This is a genomic window from Ralstonia sp. OTU4908 (assembly GCF_038440115.1).
GTDB lineage: Bacteria > Pseudomonadota > Gammaproteobacteria > Burkholderiales > Burkholderiaceae > Ralstonia > Ralstonia pickettii.
In genome coordinates this window covers 82,374-103,368 of the sequence record NZ_JASATD010000003.1, presented here as the reverse complement: position 1 = coordinate 103,368, position 20,995 = coordinate 82,374, and the positions used below count along the sequence as shown (strand labels likewise).

Below are 20,995 nucleotides of genomic sequence, written 5' to 3'. Positions count from 1 at the left end.
CTTTCTCGGGGGCTACTTGGACTTGCCGCCAACGACAACGGCAAGCTTGTTCTTCATTTCCAACAACTTATGCACCTTGGCACCCATCTTCATGAGTTGCTGAAGCGATTCGGCGTCGAGCTTCTGCACGTCGTCGAACCAGTTGGTCATGAGCGTGATGAGCTGGTACATCTCCTTCATGCGCGCCTGGGCGTGGCGGTCGTCGGGATCGGTGGGGGATTCCAGCATCACGTCCCGCAGCAGCGAGAGCGTGGGGTCGATCTCGCGCTTGCGGCGCTCCTCGGCCAGCGTGCGGAAGATGGTCCAGATGTCGTCCGGGGCGGAAAAATATTCCCGCCGGTCGCCCGGCTTGTGCGAGAGGCGGACCAGCTTCCAAGACTCCAACTCCTTCAGCCCGATGCTCACGTTCGAGCGGGAGAAGCCCAGCGACTCGGCGATCTCGTCCGCGTTGATCGGCTCGCGCGCAGCATAGAGCAGCGCGTAGATCTGCCCGACGGTGCGGTTGATGCCCCAGCGGCTGCCCATCTCGCCGAAATGCAGGACGAAGCGCTGTTTCAAGGGAGAGAGTTGCATTGTTTTGATCTTTCTCAATTTTCAGGAATTTTTGAAATTTTAGGCGTCCTACCCTGCAGTGCAATGTGACGCGCTGTCGCGGGATGCTCGGATAGCCCGACGCAATTGCAAAAACCCCGTCGAACGCACATCGCGATTGTGCTGTCTTCGCCTACTATGCCTATGCGGTAACGTCCCTCAAAACGCACATTCTCTGGAGCGCAAACATGGCCTCACACGGTTTGATTGCCTGGCTGATCATTGGCGCGGTGGCGGGTTGGCTGGCCGGCATCCTGGTCAAGGGCGGCGGTTTCGGCATCTTCGTCGACATCGTGGTCGGCATCGTCGGTGCGTTCATCGGCGGATGGCTGGCGGGGGTGCTCGGCATCTCGCTGGGCGGTGGGTGGATCGGCTCGATCATCACGGCGGTGATCGGCGCGGTGATCCTGCTGTTCATCATCCGGCTAATCAAGCGCGCATAGCGCGCGCCGGCACCGGCGCCAAGAACGGCGGTGGATGCGCATGTCATCCAACCGCCGGATTTCAACATGCACCGCATCACCTAGACTGGTTGAACCCAGGGCAGCCGCGCCGCGCCACAAGCGCCGGCGGGGCCGGTACACGCTAACCCGGCGAGGCCACCATGTCTGACCAGCTCACCACCGCACCGCAAGAACTCTACGAAGGGTTCGAAATTCACGTTGTTCCAAGCCCGACACGGGCAAACTCCTCGCGCTACACCTACACCGGCTACGTGTGCCACCCCGGCGCCGATCCACAGTTGCCCGGTCATGTCGTGCCCTTTCATGCAGATGGCGACGATACCTTCCGCAGCCCCGAAGAGGCCATGGAGGAAGCCGTACACGTGGCGCGCAGCATTGTCGACGGCACGCATCCGGATCTCTCGGTGCTGTCGATCGTGACGCACGGCTACTGACGCCGAAACCTGATCCGGCAGCTTCCCTTCCTATCGGTCAATGCGCGAGATGCGCCGGTCGCCCTTGGCGGCGGCCGACGCATTTGCTGTGCCGCACCATCCCGAATCGTGTCTGCACCGAAAGCGTGCGGTGCGGTGCCCGTGTGTGAGGCACGCGCCCTGGCCGGTGTCTGGCCAATTTCCTGTAAACCGCGATAGGACAAGGCTTTGTGAGCCTGGCATACCTGTTGCGTAGCACCATTGCGCGGGTCAAAGGCGATCCGTGCTCTTCGTGGTGAAGGCCCTGGTGCTCAGGGCGACTTGGACAACGGCGTCCCAGACCCTGGCTAGTGCAGCCGGGCTCTCGGACGCCTTTCTTTTTTTCGGCCCCTGATTGGGATTCAACATGACCGGCAAAGCCACCCGAATCGACCTGTTCAGCCTGCGTACGCCGCAGATGCGCGCCTTCCATCTGACGTGGCTCGCGTTCTTCGTGTGTTTCTACGCATGGTTCGCCTGCGCGCCGCTCATGCCGGTGCTCAAAGGCGAGTTCCACCTCACGCCGGGGCAGATCGCCAACATCAACATCGCGGCGGTGGCGGTGACGATCCTGGTGCGGTTGATCGTCGGCCCGCTGTGCGACCGCTTCGGCCCGCGCAAGACGTATACCGGCTTGCTGCTGCTGGGGGCCATCCCGGTGCTGGGCGTGGCACTCGCGCAAAGCTACGAGACCTTCCTGTTCTTCCGCCTGGCGATTGGCGCGATTGGTGCGAGCTTCGTCATCACGCAGTACCACACGTCGGTCATGTTCGCGCCGAACGTGGTGGGCACCGCCAACGCGGCGGCGGCCGGCTGGGGCAACGCAGGCGGCGGTGTGGCGCAAGGCACGATGCCGCTGCTGCTGACCGCCATCGTGATGATGGGCGTGACGCAGAGCATGGGCTGGCGCCTGGCCATGGTGGTGCCGGGCGTGGCGATGCTGCTCGTCGCGGCGCTGTACTGGCGCTATACGCAGGACTGCCCGGAAGGCAACTTCAGCGCACTGCGCGCCGCCGGCAAGACCATCGAAGGCGGCAAGAAGGGCGGCTGGGGCAGCTTTGTGGCCGCCGCCGGCAACTACCGGGTGTGGCTGCTGTTCATTACCTACGGCGCGTGCTTTGGCGTGGAGATCTTCATCCATAACATCGCCGCCACCTACTACGTCGATCATTTCGGCCTGTCGCTGTCGGCCGCGGGCATGGCTGCGGCGAGCTTCGGCCTGCTGGCGCTGTTTGCCCGTGCGCTGGGTGGCATCGTGTCGGACCGCGTGGCTGCCAAGCGAGGCCTGGATGCGCGCACCCAACTGCTGTGCGTGCTGATGATGGGCGAGGGCCTGGGCCTGTTCGGCTTTGCCCATGCCGGCAGCGTGCCGGTGGCCATTCTCGCGATGCTGGGCTTCGGCCTGTTCACGCATATGGCATGCGGTGCCACGTATGCGCTGGTGCCGTTCATTGACCGCCGTGCACTCGGCGGTGTGGCCGGCATCATCGGTGCGGGCGGCAACGCCGGCGCGGTGGCGGCGGGCTTCCTGCTCAAGGGCATGGCCGATACGCAGGCCACGCTGTCCATCCTCGGCGTTCTGGTGGCGCTATCAGCCATCTGCGCCATTGCCGTGCGCTTCTCGGCAGAACACAAGGCGCGCGAACAAGCGCTGTACGACAACACGCTGGCCGCTGCCGGCAACGCCTGAAAGAGGACATCACCATGACCATGAAGATCGTCGTCATTGGCCACGGAATGGTGGGCCACAAGTTTCTGGAAAGCCTGCTGCATGCTCCGGGCCATCACCTCCAGGTGACGGTGCTGTGCGAAGAGCCGCGCCCCGCCTACGACCGCGTGCACCTGTCGGAATTCTTCACGGGCAAGACGGCGGAAGAGCTCTCGCTCGTGGCGCCGGGCTTCTTTGACCGCGACGACGTGGTGCTCAAGCTCAACGCCCGCGCCACGGCCATCGACATCACCGCCAAAACGGTGACGGCCTCGACCGGCGAGGTGCTGCCGTACGACAAGCTTGTCCTCGCTTCGGGCTCGTTGCCGTTCGTGCCGCCCGTACCGGGCCGCGACCGCAAAGACTGCTTCGTCTATCGCACCATTGAAGACCTCGAAGCGATGGCCGAATGCGGCCAGCGCGCCAAGACCGGCGTCGTCATCGGCGGCGGCCTGCTGGGGCTGGAATGCGCCAAGGCGCTGCGCGACATGAACCTGCAAACGCATGTGGTCGAGTTTGCCGGTCGCCTGATGGCAATGCAGGTGGACGACGGCGGCGGCCGCATGCTGCGCCGGAAGATCGAAGACCTGGGCGTGACCGTTCACACGCAGAAGAACACGTCGGAGATCGTCGACGGCGAAACGGCGACGCACCGCCTGAACTTTGCCGACGGCACGCACCTGGAAGCCGACATGGTCGTCTTCTCGGCCGGCATCCGCCCGCGCGACGAACTGGCGCGCGCTTGCGGGCTGGAAGTGGGCGAGCGCGGCGGCATCGTGATCGACTCCGAGTGCCGCACCTCCGCGCCGGATGTTTTCGCGATTGGCGAATGCGCACTGTGGGGCGGCAAGGTCTACGGTCTGGTTGCGCCCGGCTACGAGATGGCGCGCATCACCGCCAAGCAGATCCTGGCCGCCGACGATGCGTCGGAGTTCAGCGGCGCCGACATGAGCACCAAGCTCAAGCTGATGGGCGTGGACGTCGCCAGCCTGGGCGATGCGCAGGGCGTGACGCCGGGCAGCCGCAGCGTGCAGTTCACCGACGAGCGCAAGCAGATCTACAAGAAGCTGGTGGTATCGGAAGACGGCAAGTATTTGCTGGGCGGCGTGCTGGTGGGCGATGCGGCCGAATACGGCACGCTGCTGCAGATGATGCTCAACCGCATCGAACTGCCCGAGGCGCCGGAATTCCTGATCCTGCCGCAGGCCGATGGCAATGCACGCCCGGCGCTGGGTGTGGATGCACTGCCTGAAAGCGCGCAGATCTGCTCGTGCAACGACGTGTCGAAGGGCGCGCTGTGCCAGGCCGTGTGTGCTGGCGCCACGACCGTGGGCGCGCTCAAGGACGCCACCAAGGCCGGCACTTCGTGTGGCGGCTGCGTGCCGCTCATGACGCAGGTGATGAAGGCCGAGATGAAGAAGCAAGGCCTGGCCGTCAACAACCACATCTGCGAGCACTTTCCGTATTCGCGTCAGGAGCTGTATCACCTGGTGCGCGTGGGCCGCATCCAGTCGTTCGACGCGCTGCTGGAAGCGCATGGCAGCGGCATAGGCTGCGACATTTGCAAGCCCGCCGTCGCGAGCATCCTTGCTTCGTGCTGGAACGACTTCGTGCTCAAGAAAGAGCATGCCAGCCTGCAGGATTCCAACGACTACTTCCTCGCCAACATCCAGAAGGACGGGACGTATTCCGTCGTGCCGCGCATGCCGGGTGGCGAGGTCACGGCAGACGGCCTGATCGCCGTAGGCCAGGTCGCCAAGAAATACGGCCTGTACACCAAGATCACGGGCGGCCAGCGCGTCGATCTGTTCGGGGCGCGGCTGGAGCAGTTGCCGCTGATCTGGGAAGAGCTGATCGCGGCCGGCTTTGAATCGGGCCACGCGTACGGCAAATCGCTGCGCACTGTGAAGTCGTGCGTGGGCTCCACATGGTGCCGCTATGGCGTGGGCGATTCGGTGGGCTTTGCGGTGGCGCTGGAGAACCGCTACAAGGGCCTGCGCTCGCCGCACAAGATCAAGTTTGGCGTGTCGGGCTGCACGCGTGAATGCGCCGAGGCACAAGGCAAGGACGTCGGCATCATCGCCACCGAGAAGGGCTGGAACCTGTATGTGTGCGGCAACGGCGGCATGAAGCCCCGCCATGCCGAACTGCTGGCGGCCGACCTCGACCAGGAAACGCTCATCAAGTATGTCGACCGCTTCCTGATGTTCTACGTGCGCACGGCCGACCGCCTGCAACGCACCAGCACATGGCGGGACAACCTCGAAGGCGGTCTCGACTATCTGAAGGACGTGGTGATCAACGACAAGCTGGGCATCGTGGCGGAACTCGAAGCCGAGATGCAGCACGTGGTCGACACCTACCAGGACGAATGGAAGACGGCTGTGACGAACCCTGACGTGCGCAAGCGCTTCCGCCACTTCGTCAACAGCGAAGCGAAGGATGCGAATGTCGTCTTCGTCGAAGAGCGCGGCCAGATTCGCCCAGCGACGGTCGAGGAGCGTGCCAAGACGCGGCCCGTACGCATTCCCGTTGTGGCTGAAGCCGCTTGAGCCCGAGAGAAGAGGAGAACGCCATGCAAGCATCCCGTTGGACCCCGATCTGTGCCGTGGACGACATCGTCCCCAATACCGGCGTTTGCGCGCTGGTGGACGGTGACCAGGTTGCCGTGTTCCGTGTGGCTGGCAACACGTCGCAAGGCGTGTACGCCATCGGCAACTACGATCCGAACTCCGACGCCGCCGTGCTCTCGCGCGGCTTGGTCGGCAATCTGGGAGAGCGCATCGTCGTGGCCTCGCCGATCTACAAGCAGCATTTCGATCTGACCACGGGCGAGTGCCTGGAAGCGCCGGCCAACTCTGTGCACGCGTACGCGACCAAGGTGGAAGACGGCAAGGTGTGGGTAGCGGCATGAGCCGATTCCAATGACCGACAAACTTCAGGAGAGGGCAGCATGAACGCCAAGACCGTACGCCCCAAGCTGGTCGTGATCGGCAATGGCATGGCCGGCATGCGCACGGTCGAAGAATTGCTCAAGCTCGCGCCGGACCTGTACGACGTGACCGTGTTCGGCGAAGAGCCGCACGGCAACTACAACCGCATCCTGCTCTCGCCCGTGCTGGCGGGCGAGAAGCAGGTTGACGACATCATGCTCAATACGCATGAGTGGTACGACGAGAACCACATCACGCTGCACGCGGGCGACCCGGTGGTCGCCATCGACCGCCCGCGCCGCACGCTGCGCTCGCGCGATGGCGTGGAGGTGCGCTACGACCGCCTGCTGATCGCCACCGGCTCGCGTCCGTTCATCCTGCCGGTGCCGGGGCACCTGCTGCCGGGCGTGATCGCCTTCCGCGACATTCAAGACGTGGAGACGATGCTCGAAGCCGCGCGCAATCATCGGCATGCCGTCGTCATCGGCGGCGGCCTGCTCGGGCTCGAAGCGGCCAACGGTCTGATGCGCCAAGGCATGGATGTGACGGTCGTGCACCTGCCCGACACGCTGATGGAGCGACAGCTGGACAAGCCCGCCGGGCAGTTGCTGCAGAAGGCGCTGGAAGCCAAGGGCCTGCGCTTCCTGCTGGGCGCGCACACGGCCGAGTTGCTGGGCACCGACCGCGTGAGCGCCGTCCGCTTCAAGGACGGCACCCAGATTCCCGCCGACCTCGTGGTGATGACTGCCGGCGTCCGCCCCAATATTGAGCTGGCCAAGGCCGCCGGCCTGCATTGCGAGCGCGCCATCGTCGTCGACGACACGCTGCAGACCTACGACCCGCGCATCTACGCCGTGGGCGAATGCGTGCAGCACCGCAGCGCCACGTTCGGACTTGTCGCTCCCATCTGGGACCAGGCCCGCGTGTGTGCCGCGCACCTGGCCGGTGCCGGGCACCGGCGCTATGTCCAGCAGGCCACCGCAACCAAGCTGAAGGTCACGGGTGTGGACTTGTATTCCGCCGGTGATTTCATCGGCGGCGACGGCACCGAAGATATCGTGCTGCGCGACCCGCGCCGGGGCGTCTACAAGCGCCTGGTGCTGAAGGAAGACCGTATCGTCGGCGCAGTCCTGTACGGCGATGTAGCAGACGGCCCGTGGTACTTCGACCTGATCCAACGCGAGGTGCCCATCACGTCGATCCGCCAGCGCCTGTTGTTTGGCCGCGCGCTTTGCGAAGCGGAGGCGGCGTAATGAACACCGGCAAGACACGACACCGGCAACACCCTTTGCATGCCGCCGGTGTGGCAGTTGAAGCCCTAGATGGCGCCTTGAATTTCTGTAAGCGGGCGGAAAAAGGAAGGAGGCTTGTCTGAGCGAAGCGAGTTTGCCTCCTTCCCCGCCTGGTTACATAAATTCAAGGGGAAGTCGCCATCTCGGGCGCGCCTTTCTTTGCTTACTTTCTTTGGCAAGACAAAGAAAGTGAGTCGCCCCCGGCAGGGGGTGAAACAAGGGGTGCACGACAAACGCACAGCAATACGGAAATGACGATGACCACCATCCCCATCCACCCAGTAGCGAACGCCGTACGCACCACCTGCCCCTACTGCGGCGTCGGCTGCGGCGTGCTGGCAACCCCGCAAGCGGATGGCAGCGTCGACATTCAAGGCGACCCTACGCACCCCGCCAACGCAGGGCGCCTCTGCGTGAAGGGCTCAGCGCTGGGAGAAACCGTCGGCCTCGAAGGCCGCCTCCTGTATCCCGCCATCCGCGAACGTTCGCATGATCTCGACGCCTCCATTGCCCCGCTGCAGCGTGTGACGTGGGACACCGCACTTGACGCCGTCGCGCAGGGCTTTCGCCGCATCGCCGAAGAACACGGCCCCGATGCGGTCGCGCTCTACGTTTCCGGCCAGTTTCTGACCGAGGATTACTACGTCGCCAACAAACTGATGAAGGGCTTCATCGGCACGGCCAACATCGATACCAACTCGCGGCTGTGCATGTCGTCGGCCGTGGCCGGGCACAAGCGCGCGTTCGGTGAAGACCTCGTGCCCGTCTGCTACGACGATCTGGAAACGGCAGAACTCATCGTGCTGGTCGGCTCCAACACGGCGTGGTGCCACCCGATCCTGTTCCAGCGCATCGTGCGCGCCAAGGAGGCGCGGCCCGAGATGAAGGTGGTGGTGGTGGACCCGCGCCACACGGCCACGTGCGAGCTGGCCGATCTGCATCTGCCCATCAAGCCCGGTACCGATGTGCGGCTGTTCAACGGCCTGCTGTCGTTCCTCTCGCGGCGTGGTGTGGTGGACAGGAATTTCGTCACGCTGCATACCAACGGCCCGGACGCCGCGCTGGAAGCCGCCGGCACCGAGAGCCACGATGTTGAAGCCGTCGCCAAGGCATGCAAGCTCAAGCTCGACGATCTGCTGACCTTCTACAGCTGGTTTGCCGATACCGAACGCACCATCACGGCGTTTTCGATGGGCGTGAATCAATCGACGGCGGGCACGGACAAGGTCAACAGCATCATCAACTGCCACTTGCTCACGGGCCGTATCGGCCGCGCGGGCATGGGGCCGTTTTCGATTACCGGCCAGCCGAATGCGATGGGCGGCCGCGAAGTGGGCGGTCTGGCCAACATGCTGGCCGCGCATATGGAGCTGAATGATCCGTCGCATCGCGACCTCGTGCAAACGTTCTGGGCGTCGCCGCGCATGGCCGATAAGATGGGCCTCAAGGCGGTCGACCTGTTCAAGGCCATTGAAGACGGGCGCGTCAAGGCCGTGTGGATCATCGGCACCAATCCCGTGGTCAGCCTGCCGGATGCGGACCAGGCGCGCCGTGCGCTGGCCAAGTGCAGACTCGTCGTCGTTTCAGACATTGTTGAAGCCACCGACACTACCGCGCTGGCCGATATCCTGCTGCCCGCGCTTGGCTGGGGCGAGAAAGACGGCACGGTGACGAACTCCGAACGCCGCATCTCGCGCCAGCGCGCCTTTCTGCCGGCACCCGGCGAGGCGCGCGCCGACTGGGACGTCATCGCCGACGTCGCTCGCCGCATGGGATACGACGGCTTCGATTTCAAAAGCCCCGGCGATGTGTTTGATGAACACGCGCGCCTGTCCGCCTACGCCAACGATGCGAGCGGCGTCCGCCGCGCCTTCCACCTCGGCGGCCTGGCGGGGCTCGATGCCGGAGCATACGACGGCATGTCGCCCGTGCAATGGCCCATCGCAACGTCGGGCAAGAGCGAAGCGCGCCTCTTCAGCGATGGCCATTTCGCTCACGCCGATGGTCGTGCGCGTTTCGTGCCGACGCCGGCCCGCGCGCCGGCGCATGCGGTCGATGGCGACTATCCGCTCATCCTGAACACCGGCCGCGTGCGCGACCAATGGCACACCATGACGCGCACCGGTCGCGCCCCCAAGCTGGCCGACCACGTGCCCGAACCGTTCGTCGATCTGCACCCGCACGATGCGCTGCTGGCTGGCGTGCGCGAAGGCAACCTGGCACGCGTGTCGTCGCGTTGGGGCAGCGTGGTGGCGCGTGTGCGCATGACGGGCGGCATCGCGCGCGGCAGCGTGTTCGTGCCGATCCACTGGAACGGCCAGTTTGCTTCCGATGCGCGCGTCGGTGCGGTCGTCAATCCGGTGGTCGACCCGGTATCCGGCGAGCCGGAGTTCAAGCACACGCCGGTGATGGTCGAGCCGTTCGATGTGGCCTGGCACGGCTTTGTCCTCTCGCGCAGCGCACTCGACACCGACGATGCAACGTGGTGGACGCGGATTCAGGGCAAGCAATTCGTGCGCTATGAGCTGGCCGGCCGCCAGCAACTGGACTCGGTACACAATTGGGCGCGCGCGCTGCTTGGCGTGACGGATCCGCACGCCGACTGGCTTGAATACGAAGACACCACCGCGCGTGTCTACCGCGCGGTACACGTGGTGGACGACCGCATCGAAGCCTGCGTGTTTCTCTCACCGCGCCCGGATCTGCCGTCGCGCAACTGGCTGGCTGGCCTGTTTGCGCAAGAGCGCCTGGAAGACGTCGATCGCGCGGGCGTGCTGCTCGGCCAGCCGATCGAAGCGGGCGTCGATGTGGGGCCGACCGTCTGCTCCTGCTTTGGCGTGGGCCGCAACACCATCTGCAATGCGATTCGCACCAAGGGCCTGCAATCCACTGGTGAAATCACGGCCTGCCTGAAAGCGGGCGGCAATTGCGGCTCGTGCGTGCCGGAGCTGAAGCGGTTGCTGGTGGAGGCACGCGTGCAGCAGGCGGCGTGACTGCGCGTCACGCTGCGCGCGATAGCGCTTTTATGCCCGGGTAATATTGACATCCAATTAAACCCGGGTAGAATGCATTCCTGTTGAAACTTCAGCAGGAGCGTTTCTCATGGATGCCGCAGCAATCCACGCGTGCACGGCCTTTGGCGGCACGCAGCGCCTGGCCGCCGGGCCCGTCCGCGACGTCGCCCGGGCCGTCAAGATCCACGTCGATGCACACCCCGAATCGCAGGTGCTGGTGTTCGACAACACCACGGCGCAGCCGGTGGAATTCGACTTGCGCGGCACGGTGGAAGACGTGCTTGCCCGCCTCGATCGCGCCGCGCCATCTGCCACGCAACCCGCTGAACCCGAAAGCCGCCCGCGTGGCCCTGGCCGCCCAAAGCTCGGCGTGATTGCGCGCGAGGTCACCTTGCTGCCGCGCCACTGGGACTGGCTGGCCGCGCAGCCGGGCGGGGCGTCGGTTACGCTGCGCAAGCTGGTGGAAGATGCACGCCGCGCCGCCGAAGGCGCAAACCGCCGACGCGAGGCCCAAGAAGCTGCGTACCGCTTCATGTCGGCCATGGCCGGCAATGCCGCACGCTTTGAAGACGCCACGCTGGCCTTGTTTGCCGCAGATGCCACGGCGTTCGAATCCTTCACCCAGTCCTGGCCCGCCGACGTGCGCGACTTTGCGCGCGAACTGGCGAGCCGGGCCTTCAATTCTCAACAGGAGGCTGCATGACAGCGCCTGCTGCTCGCCCGTTGTGGCGAACATTCATTGCATTTCTCGGCCCGCTGATCCTGGCCAACATCCTGCAATCGTTGTCGGGCACGCTCAACAACGTCTATGTGGGCCACATGCTGGGCGTGAAGGCACTCGCCGCGGTGTCGGCGTTCTTCCCGATCCTGTTCTTCTTCATCGCCTTCATCATCGGGTTGGGGTCCGGTGCGGCGGTGCTGATCGGGCAGGCGTGGGGCGCCAAGAAGCCCGAGGCGGTCAAGACTGTTGCCGGCACCACGCTCTCCGTGGGTTTCATCGTCGGGCTGGCGGTGGCACTGCTGGGCGGCCCCTTCGCAAACGCGCTGCTGGGTTGGCTCGGCACGCCGGCCGATATCCTGCAAGACGCCACGCTCTACGCCAGCGTCATGCTCTATGCCATGCCGGGCCTGTTCGTCTACCTGCTGGCTACGGCGATGATGCGCGGCGTGGGCGATACGCGCACGCCGCTGCGCACCCTCGCGCTGTCGACGGCGATCGGGCTGGTGCTGACGCCGACCTTCATTCGCGGCTGGTTCGGCTTGCCGCAACTGGGCGTGGCAAGCGGCGCCGCGGCGACCATCATTTCGTTCACGGTCGCGCTGGTGTGGCTCGCCTTCTTCCTGCGCCGCCGCAATCATCCGCTGGCGCCCGATGCCGTGCTGGCGCGGCACCTGTGGGTCGATTTTGGCGTGCTCAAAACCGTGCTGAAGATCGGCGTGCCGACGGGCGTGCAGCTCGTGGTGATCTCGATTGCCGAGCTGGCGCTGCTGTCATTCGTCAACGGCTTCGGCTCCGACGCGACGGCCGCTTACGGCGCCGGCACGCAGATCATCAGCTACGTGCAGTTTCCCGCCATGTCGATTGCGATCACGGCGTCCATCCTGGGTGCGCAGGCCATCGGTGCGGGCAATACTGAGCGGCTGGACGCCATCACCCGCACGGGGCTCTGGCTCAACGTGGCCATTACCGGCGTACTGGTGGTGATGGCCTTGCTCTTCTCGCGCGCCGTGATCGGCTGGTTTACCACCAGTGCAGAAGTGATGGGCCTTGCCCAGAGCCTTTTGCATATCTCGCTGTGGAGCTCGGTCATCTTTGGCATGGCGAGCGTGTTCTCGGGCGTGATGCGCTCGAGCGGCACGGTGATGGCGCCCACGGCCATTTCCATCCTCGCCATCGCGGCGGTGGAAGTGCCGGTGGGCTGGGTGCTGAGCCGGCATATCGGCACCGATGGCATCTGGGCTGCATACCCGGCCGCGTTCCTTGCCATGTTCGTGATGCAGGGGCTGTATTACGCGCTCGTATGGCGCCGCCGCGCGCAGCGGTTCGGCATCCGCCGCATGGTTTGACGCCACCGCTGCCGGCTGGTCGAGAGGCGGCGCGGTGGTCGCGATGCCAATGCGGCTCAGGCAGGCTCGAGCCCGGCCGACGCATCGTCCGCACGCGGTTGACGCACCAACCGCACTGCGGGCGATTGCGCAATGCACAGCAGCTGCAGGGCAAAGCCCGCCGCCGCCGCCACGAGGCACGCGCCCACACCGGCGTGTGCGGCGAGCCACGCTGCCATTGCCGCGCCGACCGGCCGAGCGCCATACGACATCACATTCACTGCGGATACACGCGCCAGCAACGCGGGTGGCGTCACCGTCTGCCGCAGCGTGGTCGTGCTCACCACCCAAAGAATGGGTCCGCCACCCAGCAGAAAGAAGCCCGCCTGTGCCAGCACCGGCCAAGGCTGCCAGAGTGTGGCCGCAAGCAGCACGCCGCCCGCCAGTCCGCACACCGGGCCAGTTGCCACCACATGGCCGAAGCGCCAGCGCGCAAGGATGCGCGCGGCCAGCAGTGCGCCGATCACCATGCCCGCGCCGTACATGCCGAGCGTCAACCCAATCGCCTGTGCAGAAAGACTCAACCGGTGCGCCGCATACGGAACGAAGACGGCAAGCACCATGAAGAAGGACATGGTGAAAACGCATTGCGTGATGAATACCGGCCGCAGCAGCGGATGCTGAAACACGAAGCGCGCGCCCTCGGCGATGTCTTGCAGCGGATGCGCCGCGCGCCGGGCCACGGGCGCCGGGGCGGTTACGCCAGCCATCAGCGCCGCAGCCACGGCGGACAGCGCCGCCGCCAGCGCGAACGTCGCCATTGAGCCTGTCCAGCCGATCAGCGCACCGCCGATGGCCGGCCCGCACGCAAATGCGATCGTGCGCGCCAATTCGATGCGGCCGTTTGCGCGCGCGAGCATTGCTGCCGGCACGAGCGATGGCACCAATGCAGGCGCCGCCACACTGAACACCGCCGTGCCGCACACGGCAACAAAGCCCAGCACACCGAGCGCGGCGAGGTTTAGCCGCCCGGCCACCAGCAACCCCGCCACAGCAAACAAGGCCAACGCGCGCACCGCCTCTGCGCCGGCCATCAGGGCGCGCTTGGGCCATCGGTCGGCCAGCATGCCGATAGGAATGGCAAACAGGACAAACGGCAGCGTGAGCGCCACTTGCAGCCAGCTTGCCGTGCTGGCGTCGGCATGCAGTGTGAGGACAGCAACCATTGGCATGGCCGCCAGTGCAATCTGCTCGGCCGACTGCGCGGCCAGGTTGGAGCCGGCCAGCCGGTTGAAGCCCGGGGGCAGGCGGTTAGCGGTTGAAGGATGAAAATCGGGCATCGCACTCTCCTGAAAAACGTTGCTTCAGGGTAGGGATGCCGATGTCTGCGTGCGCTCCGCTTCTTGCGGGCGAATTCGAACCGTGACGGTGGCTACAGGATGGGCGCGAACAGCTTGGCCACGTGCATGATTACGCGGCGCAGCGGGTGTGCGCGTTCGTATTCGTCACGGCCCACGCGGGCGGCTTCGGAAAAATCGGCTTCGAGCATCTGCGCGACATCGTTGGCGAAGCGCGAGTCGGCGGTCATGATCATCAGCTCGAAGTTCAGGCGGAACGAACGGTTGTCCAGGTTGGCGCTGCCCACGGCAGCGGCCTCGTCGTCGATCAGCACGACCTTCTGATGCAGGAAGCCGGGCAGGTAGCGGTAGATCTTCACGCCCGCGCGAATCGCCTGATACGCATACAACGTGGAGGCCAGGAACACCATGTGGTGGTCCGGCCGCGATGGGATCAGGATGCGCACGTCCACCCCGCGCAGCACCGCCAGGCGCAGCGCGGCAAACACGGCTTCGTCCGGAATGAAGTACGGCGACGTGATCCACAGCCGCTTGCGCGCCGACTGAATGGCCTCCATGAAGAACAGCGAGCAGGTTTCCTGCTTGTCGGCCGGGCCGCTGGCGACCACCTGGCAAACCATGTCTTCTTCGGGGCGCAGCTCGGGCACGATGAGTTGCGGCACTTCGCGGGCAGCCCAGTACCAGTCTTCGGCAAAGGTGAGCTGCAGGTCCATCACGGCGGCACCGACGATCTCGATATGCGTGTCGCGCCACGGTGCAAGCGGCGGCTTTTCGCCCATGTATTCGTTGCCGACGTTGTGACCGCCCACGTAAGCGCGCTCGCCGTCCACCACCACGAGCTTGCGGTGGTTGCGGAAATTGAGTTGGAAGCGGTTGACGAACCCGGCATGGGTGGAGAACGGCTTGGCGTGTACGCCGCCTTCAATGAGCCGCTGCACATAGCGGCGAGGCAGCGCGTGGCAGCCGATGCTGTCGAAAAGAAAGTAGACGCGCACCCCGGCCCGCGCGCGATCGAGCAGCAGTTCGGCGAGTCGGCGGCCAAGCGTGTCGTCGTGCACGATGAAGAACTGCACGATCAGCACCCGGCGCGCCTGCGCAATGGCCGCAAAGATGGCCTCGAAGGTTTCTGCGCCGTTGACGAGCAGCCGCACGCGATTCCGCGCCAGGCACGGTGTGCCGGTCAGGCGCGGCAAGGCCTGCATGCAGGTGTGCTGCGGCGCGACCACGCTCGATTCATGGTCGCGCAGTCGACGCCAGTCGTCGGAGAGGGTGATTTCGCGCAGGCGGGCGTTGTGAAAGCGCCGCGCATCCACATAGCCCGCAAAGGTGCTCCGCCCGAAGATCAGATACGGGATCAGCGTGAATTCCGGCAGCGTGACCAGTGAAATGGCCCAGGCGATGGCGCCCTGGGATGTCCGCACGGTCAGCACGGCATGCATGGCCGCGAGCACGCCCACGCAGTGCACAACAAAGAGAAAGGCGGCAAATGCCGTGGTGTTGGTCAGCATCAAGAGCCCAGGGAGGAGGACACACCTGGGGCCATTTTGACACGCCCCAGGTGGCGTCGGACAAACACGGATATTGCCGCGGCTGTCTTCTCGCGTAGTCTGGTGGCGCGGCGGGCTCAGGCACGCGCCATGCTGGTGTGAAGTCGACGTCCTGTCGCCCCGTCTTCACCATGACATCGAACATGCAAGGGCACCCAAGGAACCACCCGACCGCGTCTCTGCGCGCTTGGTTCACCTGCTTGGCCATCGCGCTGCTGAGCGGCTGCGTCAGCCTGCCGGAGCACGTGGATCGCCCCGTCACGACGGCGCTGCCGAACGCCGAGTCGGCCACGTCGCTTGGGCGGCTTGCGCAGACAAATGCGCCGTCGGCGGATGTGTCGGGCTTCCGGCTGATTCCGTCGGGCGAGGAAGCCTACGCCACGCTGCTCACACTGGCCGACCGGGCAGAACGCACGCTGGACTTGCAGTACTTCATCATTGAAAGCGACAACAGCGTGCGCGAATTGATGCGTCATGTGTTGGCGGCTGCCGAGCGCGGCGTGCGTGTGCGCATGCTGGTTGACGACCTGCACAGCGACGGGCGTGATCTCGCGTTCCTTAAGTTCTCGTCGCACAAGAACATCGATGTACGCCTGTTCAACCCGTTTCCGGGCGGGCGGATGTCGAATCTGACGCGGTATCTGAGCGGCGCGGCCGAGTTCCGCCGCGTCAACCGGCGCATGCACAACAAGGCCTTCATTGCCGACAACGCGCTGGCCGTGACAGGCGGGCGCAATCTGGGTGCCGAATATTTCACCCAAAATCAGACCACCAACTTTGTGGATCTTGACGTGCTGGCCGCGGGGCCCGCGGTGCGGCAATTGTCGTCGGCGTTCGATGCCTACTGGAACAGCGAATTCGCCTATCCGGTGCAGGCGTTGGCGCCCGAGCCGACTGCCGCGCATCCGCCCGAGCAAAAAGAGGGTAACTATCCGCCACCCGTGACGATGCCGCGTCGCCCGGAGGGTGCGCCGCAGCATATCGACGTGCCGACCCAGCCGATCGACACCGGTTCGGGTTCGAGCGAGCCGTCATCGGGCCAGGTGGTCTCGCAACTTGAGCAACGTCGCAACCAGACGGACCTCGTCAGCCCGGCGCCGGAAGAACCCTTGCCGCTCAAGCCTGCCCCGCGTGACTGGTTCCTTGCCGATCAGATCGCCCGGGGCCGGCTGCGCCTGGAGTGGGCTCCCGCGCAGGTGATCGTCGACCGTCCGGCAAAGGTATCGGGCGACAAGGTGGAACCGGGCGGCGAACGCCTTTCCCAGACGCTCCTGCGCCTGATTGACGAGGCCAAGCGCGAGGTGGTGTTGATCTCGCCCTATTTCGTGCCAGGCAAGCGTGGTGTTGAGGTGGCCAAGCATTTGGAGGATCGCGGCGTGCGCCTGCGTGTGCTGACCAACTCGCTGGCGGCGACCGACGCACCCATCGTGCATGTGGGCTATGCGAAATATCGCGGCGAGCTGGTCGACGACGGCGTTGAACTGTACGAACTGCGGCCGACGCTGGGCGATCGCCCAAAGATGTTCGGCACGTTCCGTTCCTCGCAGGCGAGCCTGCATGTGAAATCGATCGTGGTGGACCGCAGCACGCTGTTTGTCGGCTCGATGAACATCGACCCGCGCTCTATCGCACTGAACACGGAAACCGGGTTGATCATCCGCAGTCCAGTGCTGTCGGAGGCGGTAGCCCGGCTGTTTGACGACTCGGTGCGCGACAGTGCCTACCGGGTGACCAAGGATGATGGCCACTTGCGCTGGACCACGCACGAGAACGGCAAGGAGGTCGTCGTCGATCACGAGCCCGAGGTCGGCCTGGGCCGCCGGACGTGGATCCAGATGCTGGCGCCGTTTACCCCGGAAGAGCTGCTATAGCGGGGCCCAAAAAGAGAAAACGCCGCGAAGGGCGGCGTTTCGCAGCTCTGGCCAGGGGTTGCCCGGCCGTTGCCTCATTACATCTTCTGCTTGGTGTTGTCAGCCGCGTTTTCCAGCTTCTGGCCACCGGTCTGGATGTCCTTACCCATGCCCGCCATCGTGTTGCAGCCAGCCAGAACGGCGCAGCCCAGGGCCAGCAGTGCGATCAGTTTCTTCATCTCGATCCCCTTGTGAGCCGTGCGGTATCCCGCACGATGTTGGTGATTGCCACCCCAGCGGTGGCGCAATCCGCATTTTAGTGCGACCCCGCGCACGTGGGGTGCGTCGGCCGCATCTTTTTTGCCGTCTTGCATATCACTTGCGGCGCATTCCGGACATTCGGGGCGCAGCCCTCTACTTCTCCCGTCCGCTGCCGTTAGCACCTTTGGGAGTGAACAGGGTGCCTGAAGAGGGGCGCGGGGACGGGATCTCGGCGCCGCACGGCCCAACCATGCAGGAGAAAAACACATGTGGAAGTGGATGGACACAAGCATTCGCACGCGGCTGACGTTTCTGGTCGCGGTATTTGCAGTGATGATTGCCCTGGTGGGCTTCGCGGGTATCACCACCGGCCGGGCGACCAATGACGATTTGCGCGCGGTATATCTGGAAGACGCCAAGGGGTTGGACCTGCTGGCCAAAGACACCATCAACCTGCTGTGGGCGCGCATCCACCTGACCAATTTCGATTCGGTCTCGTCGCCGGAAGAACTCAAGAAGCTGCTGGCTGATGCGCACACCATGGTCAACTCGGCCAACGATGCCTGGGCCCAGTTCATGAAGCTGCCGATTCCGGAGGCCGACCGCGCCCAGCTGCAAGCCGCCGACGCCGCCCGCACCAAGTTCGTCAAGACCGCGCTGGAGCCGGCCATTGCCGCGCTGGAGCGCAGCGACCTCACCACGTACCGGGAGCTGAACACGAATCTGGTGCCGAAGCTCTTCGTCGATTACGACACGGCGCTCGGGCCGCTGGTCGGGGCGCGCTTCAAGTACGGCCAGCAACGCTTTGACCATTCCCAATCGCGCTACGCAATGAGCATCTGGATTTCGGGTGGCTTGCTGGCCGCCGCGCTGGTGCTGTCGGTGGTGGCGCGTGGCGTACTCGGCCGCACCGTGGTGCGTCCGCTGGAGCGCGCCATTCAGGTGTTCGAGCGTATGGCCTCCGGCGACCTCGCCACCCGAATGGAAGGCCAGACCACCGCTGGCCGGCGCGACGAAACCGCCCGTCTCATGCACGCGGTGTCGTCCATGCAAACGAGCCTGCAGCAGATCATCGGGCAAGTGCGCACGGGATCGGATTCGATCGCCAGCGCCACCAAGCAGATTGCAGCCGGCAATGCCGATCTCTCGCAGCGCACGGAGCAGCAGGCTTCATCGCTGGAAGAAACAGCGTCGAGCATGGAAGAGCTGACCAGCATCGTGAAGCAGAACGCCGACAACGCGCGTCAGGCGAGCACGCTGGCGGTCAACGCGTCGGACATCGCCGTCAAAGGCGGAGAAGTCGTGGGCCGCGTGGTGGACACCATGGCCGGCATCAACGAAAGCAGCCGCAAGATCGCCGACATCATCGGCGTGATCGAGGGCATTGCGTTCCAGACCAACATCCTGGCGCTGAATGCCGCGGTGGAAGCCGCACGCGCTGGCGAGCAGGGCCGCGGTTTTGCCGTCGTTGCCGGCGAGGTGCGCAGCCTCGCGCAGCGCAGCGCCACGGCGGCCAAGGAGATCAAGGAACTGATCGGCGATTCAGTGGGCCGCGTGCAGAACGGCTCGACCCTGGTGGCCGAAGCCGGCACGGTCATCGAGGAGGTGGTCGTGGCCGTGCGCCGCGTTACCGACATCATGGGCGAGATCAGTGCCGCGTCGGAAGAGCAGAGCAGCGGCATCGAGCAGGTCAACCAGGCCGTCACGCAGATGGATCAGGTGACGCAGCAGAACGCCGCGCTGGTCGAGCAGGCTGCGGCCGCGGCGGAGTCGCTGGAAGAGCAGGCCGAGGCGCTGCGCAGCGCGGTGGCGGTCTTCCGCGTCGAACACGCATAAGCAGCGCGGGCGCAAACACCAATGCCCTTCCGCCTGACAGGCGGGAAGGCATTTTCCTTTACGGCATCAGATCGCGCGCGCGCTCGGCAATCACGTCTTGTGTGTCGTCGATCCAGCGGGCCGGGAAGGGCTGCGAGAGCAGGTAGCCCTGGATCACGTCGCAGCGGCAGGCGCGCAAGGCATGGAGCTGTGCGGCGGTTTCCACGCGCGTTGCGATGACGGGCACGCCCGCACCATGCGCGGCAGTCACCAGGCGTTGCAGCACCGTGTGATCGCTCGCGTTGGTCACTGCGTTGACGATCCCCTGGTCGAGCTTGACCTGATCGGGGCGGAACGTTGCCAGGCAATCGAGGCTGTGCGCGGTGGCTCCAAAGTCTTCCACCGCCACGCGCGCGCCGCAAGCGTGCAGGGCTTCCACCGCTTTCTGCGCCGAGCCGTTGGCACGGTGCAGCGTGTGTTCCGATATCTCGAAGACAAGCCGGGTGGTCGGCACCGCGTGGCGCACGGCAATGTCGCGCACGACGTCGCTCAATTGCGGATCGAGCAGCTGTGCAACCGACAGGTTGACGGCTGCATGCACGCCCGGCTGATGCCGGCTGTTGCGTCCCGCGCGCTCGGATTCTTCGCGCAGCAGTCCGGCCAGCATCTGGGCTGCGCTGTCGAGCACCCAGTGGCCCACCTCGCGAATGTCGCCGGTCTGCTCCAGGATCGGCAGAAAATCCGCCGGTGCCACGCCTCCCAGCTCGGGTGAGCTCCAGCGCAGCAAGAATTCGTAGCCGACGATCCGTCCGTCGGTCAGGCTCAGTTGTGGCTGCAGGTTCAGGCTGAACTGGCGGCGCGCAAGCGCGTGGCGCAGTTGGGCGGCCAGGCGCGGGTGCTCGGCGATGGCGTCGTATTCGGCGGCGCGGGCGACGTTGGTGCCCGTGCCTGGGGGCATGGCCGCCGGGGCATACAGCGCGGGGCTTGGTTCGGCACCGTGCTGAACACCATAGAGTGCCCGGTCGGCCTGTTCAATCAGCCGTGCCGCATCGGAGGGCATGCCCTCGAAAAGCGTCATGCCGATACTGCAAGAGCAGACCAGCTCGTAACCATGCGTGATGAAAGGTCGCGTGAGTGCCGCAGAAATCCGCCGCGCCAGATCATGTACATCCTGTGCCGAGACGAAGTCTGGGCAGGCAACGGCAAAAGTCTCGGGGCCGATGCGCCCGACGATGGGTGCATTGCCATCCGCGGCGGGCATGCTCAGCGCTTCAAGCCGCGATGCACATTCGGCGATGACCTCCCGCGCTGCCAAGGGCCCGAGCGTGTTGGTCGCCTCGGCAAAATGGTCGAAGCCGATCAGCAGCAGGGCGCCGATTGCATCCTGGCGTGCGGGCTGAGGCATGGCAGCCAGCAATTGGACGAATCGCCCGCGGTCGGGCAATCCGGAGATGGGATCCAGACTCGATGGCGCGGCAGACCTTGCGCGGCTCATAAATGGGGATCGTCCTGCAAATACCTTTAAAACGGAAATGCGTGCGCTCGGGGCGCCGTCAATTGTAATGCTTTGTCACAGGTAAGCCTGCGGCATCATAAGCCTAAAGGCAGCCATGATGGCCGTTTCCCAGCATCTTTTTGCGTGGATCAGGCGAACGCCTTTAACG

Annotated in this window: 16 protein-coding genes; 11 read left to right on the top strand and 5 right to left on the bottom strand. The window is 65.0% G+C overall.

The genetic code is table 11. The annotated features are described in order from the left end of the window. Window positions 1-12: 12 nt before the first annotated feature. Window positions 13-573 carry a GbsR/MarR family transcriptional regulator gene (locus tag AAHM38_RS03955; RefSeq protein WP_024974666.1) on the bottom strand — a complete coding sequence of 187 codons (561 nt, stop codon included), beginning with the start codon at window positions 571-573 and terminating at the stop codon, window positions 13-15. Between the two features lie 206 nt (window positions 574-779). Between AAHM38_RS03955 and AAHM38_RS03950 the strand changes: the two genes are divergently transcribed. From AAHM38_RS03950 to AAHM38_RS03910, 9 genes are all read left to right on the top strand, one after another. Next, window positions 780-1,034 carry a GlsB/YeaQ/YmgE family stress response membrane protein gene (locus tag AAHM38_RS03950; protein WP_004627540.1) on the top strand — a complete coding sequence of 85 codons (255 nt, stop codon included), beginning with the start codon at window positions 780-782 and terminating at the stop codon, window positions 1,032-1,034. A gap of 161 nt (window positions 1,035-1,195) precedes the next feature. Next, entirely contained in the window at window positions 1,196-1,489 is a 294-nt protein-coding gene (locus AAHM38_RS03945) for a hypothetical protein (protein WP_004627538.1), read from the top strand. Between the two features lie 385 nt (window positions 1,490-1,874). After that, window positions 1,875-3,197 carry an MFS transporter gene (locus tag AAHM38_RS03940; protein ID WP_012430233.1) on the top strand — a complete coding sequence of 441 codons (1,323 nt, stop codon included), beginning with the start codon at window positions 1,875-1,877 and terminating at the stop codon, window positions 3,195-3,197. A 14-nt stretch (window positions 3,198-3,211) separates the two neighbouring features. Further along, window positions 3,212-5,767 carry a nitrite reductase large subunit NirB gene (gene nirB / locus AAHM38_RS03935; protein ID WP_116575222.1) on the top strand — a complete coding sequence of 852 codons (2,556 nt, stop codon included), beginning with the start codon at window positions 3,212-3,214 and terminating at the stop codon, window positions 5,765-5,767. Between the two features lie 23 nt (window positions 5,768-5,790). Next, a complete protein-coding gene (gene nirD / locus AAHM38_RS03930; protein ID WP_116575221.1) occupies window positions 5,791-6,129 on the top strand; it encodes a nitrite reductase small subunit NirD in 339 nt (112 codons plus the stop codon). 39 nt (window positions 6,130-6,168) lie between these two features. Next, window positions 6,169-7,401 (top strand): NAD(P)/FAD-dependent oxidoreductase, encoded by a 1,233-nt coding sequence (locus tag AAHM38_RS03925; RefSeq protein ID WP_116575220.1) that lies wholly within the window; start codon window positions 6,169-6,171, stop codon window positions 7,399-7,401. A gap of 290 nt (window positions 7,402-7,691) precedes the next feature. After that, entirely contained in the window at window positions 7,692-10,433 is a 2,742-nt protein-coding gene (locus AAHM38_RS03920; RefSeq protein ID WP_179817496.1) for a nitrate reductase, read from the top strand. A 109-nt stretch (window positions 10,434-10,542) separates the two neighbouring features. Beyond that, complete coding sequence (locus AAHM38_RS03915; RefSeq protein WP_116575218.1) at window positions 10,543-11,157, top strand: DUF2239 family protein; 615 nt, start codon at window positions 10,543-10,545, stop codon at window positions 11,155-11,157. Further along, window positions 11,154-12,521 carry an MATE family efflux transporter gene (locus tag AAHM38_RS03910; RefSeq protein WP_103519131.1) on the top strand — a complete coding sequence of 456 codons (1,368 nt, stop codon included), beginning with the start codon at window positions 11,154-11,156 and terminating at the stop codon, window positions 12,519-12,521. The genes AAHM38_RS03915 and AAHM38_RS03910 overlap by 4 nt, the downstream gene beginning before the upstream one ends. A gap of 56 nt (window positions 12,522-12,577) precedes the next feature. Here AAHM38_RS03910 and AAHM38_RS03905 read toward each other — a convergent pair whose 3' ends face one another. Both AAHM38_RS03905 and cls read right to left on the bottom strand, forming a co-directional pair. Further along, the gene (locus AAHM38_RS03905; protein WP_116575217.1) at window positions 12,578-13,840 is read right to left on the bottom strand and encodes an MFS transporter; all 1,263 of its coding nucleotides are present in this window, start codon (window positions 13,838-13,840) and stop codon (window positions 12,578-12,580) included. 92 nt (window positions 13,841-13,932) lie between these two features. Continuing rightward, window positions 13,933-15,366: a cardiolipin synthase gene (gene cls / locus AAHM38_RS03900; protein ID WP_103519129.1), complete on the bottom strand. Its 1,434-nt coding sequence runs from the start codon at window positions 15,364-15,366 to the stop codon at window positions 13,933-13,935. A gap of 182 nt (window positions 15,367-15,548) precedes the next feature. Between cls and AAHM38_RS03895 the strand changes: the two genes are divergently transcribed. Further along, entirely contained in the window at window positions 15,549-17,276 is a 1,728-nt protein-coding gene (locus AAHM38_RS03895) for a phospholipase D family protein (RefSeq protein WP_103519483.1), read from the top strand. 77 nt (window positions 17,277-17,353) lie between these two features. Here the strand turns inward: AAHM38_RS03895 and AAHM38_RS03890 are convergent, their stop codons facing one another. Next, window positions 17,354-17,494, bottom strand: a complete 141-nt coding sequence (locus AAHM38_RS03890) for an entericidin A/B family lipoprotein (protein ID WP_009240575.1) — start codon at window positions 17,492-17,494, stop codon at window positions 17,354-17,356. Window positions 17,495-17,783: 289 nt separating this feature from the next. Here AAHM38_RS03890 and AAHM38_RS03885 point away from each other — a divergent pair, with 289 nt between their 5' ends. Continuing rightward, complete coding sequence (locus tag AAHM38_RS03885; RefSeq protein WP_103519128.1) at window positions 17,784-19,352, top strand: methyl-accepting chemotaxis protein; 1,569 nt, start codon at window positions 17,784-17,786, stop codon at window positions 19,350-19,352. Window positions 19,353-19,410: 58 nt separating this feature from the next. Here AAHM38_RS03885 and AAHM38_RS03880 read toward each other — a convergent pair whose 3' ends face one another. Further along, window positions 19,411-20,826, bottom strand: a complete 1,416-nt coding sequence (locus AAHM38_RS03880) for a bifunctional diguanylate cyclase/phosphodiesterase (RefSeq protein ID WP_116575216.1) — start codon at window positions 20,824-20,826, stop codon at window positions 19,411-19,413. Between the last annotated feature and the right edge of the window lie 169 nt (window positions 20,827-20,995).

Bases quoted from the DNA above. Each gene is read 5' to 3' on its own strand.
- AAHM38_RS03955 (WP_024974666.1), bottom strand. From the start codon at position 573: ATGCAACTCTCTCCCTTGAAACAGCGCTTCGTCCTGCATTTCGGCGAG.
- AAHM38_RS03940 (WP_012430233.1), top strand. From the start codon at position 1,875: ATGACCGGCAAAGCCACCCGAATCGACCTGTTCAGCCTGCGTACGCCG.
- AAHM38_RS03910 (WP_103519131.1), top strand. From the start codon at position 11,154: ATGACAGCGCCTGCTGCTCGCCCGTTGTGGCGAACATTCATTGCATTT.
- AAHM38_RS03890 (WP_009240575.1), bottom strand. From the start codon at position 17,494: ATGAAGAAACTGATCGCACTGCTGGCCCTGGGCTGCGCCGTTCTGGCT.
- AAHM38_RS03950 (WP_004627540.1), top strand. From the start codon at position 780: ATGGCCTCACACGGTTTGATTGCCTGGCTGATCATTGGCGCGGTGGCG.
- nirB (WP_116575222.1), top strand. From the start codon at position 3,212: ATGACCATGAAGATCGTCGTCATTGGCCACGGAATGGTGGGCCACAAG.
- AAHM38_RS03880 (WP_116575216.1), bottom strand. From the start codon at position 20,826: ATGAGCCGCGCAAGGTCTGCCGCGCCATCGAGTCTGGATCCCATCTCC.
- AAHM38_RS03920 (WP_179817496.1), top strand. From the start codon at position 7,692: ATGACGATGACCACCATCCCCATCCACCCAGTAGCGAACGCCGTACGC.
- AAHM38_RS03885 (WP_103519128.1), top strand. From the start codon at position 17,784: ATGTGGAAGTGGATGGACACAAGCATTCGCACGCGGCTGACGTTTCTG.
- AAHM38_RS03925 (WP_116575220.1), top strand. From the start codon at position 6,169: ATGAACGCCAAGACCGTACGCCCCAAGCTGGTCGTGATCGGCAATGGC.
- AAHM38_RS03895 (WP_103519483.1), top strand. From the start codon at position 15,549: ATGCAAGGGCACCCAAGGAACCACCCGACCGCGTCTCTGCGCGCTTGG.
- cls (WP_103519129.1), bottom strand. From the start codon at position 15,366: ATGCTGACCAACACCACGGCATTTGCCGCCTTTCTCTTTGTTGTGCAC.
- AAHM38_RS03945 (WP_004627538.1), top strand. From the start codon at position 1,196: ATGTCTGACCAGCTCACCACCGCACCGCAAGAACTCTACGAAGGGTTC.
- AAHM38_RS03905 (WP_116575217.1), bottom strand. From the start codon at position 13,840: ATGCCCGATTTTCATCCTTCAACCGCTAACCGCCTGCCCCCGGGCTTC.
- nirD (WP_116575221.1), top strand. From the start codon at position 5,791: ATGCAAGCATCCCGTTGGACCCCGATCTGTGCCGTGGACGACATCGTC.
- AAHM38_RS03915 (WP_116575218.1), top strand. From the start codon at position 10,543: ATGGATGCCGCAGCAATCCACGCGTGCACGGCCTTTGGCGGCACGCAG.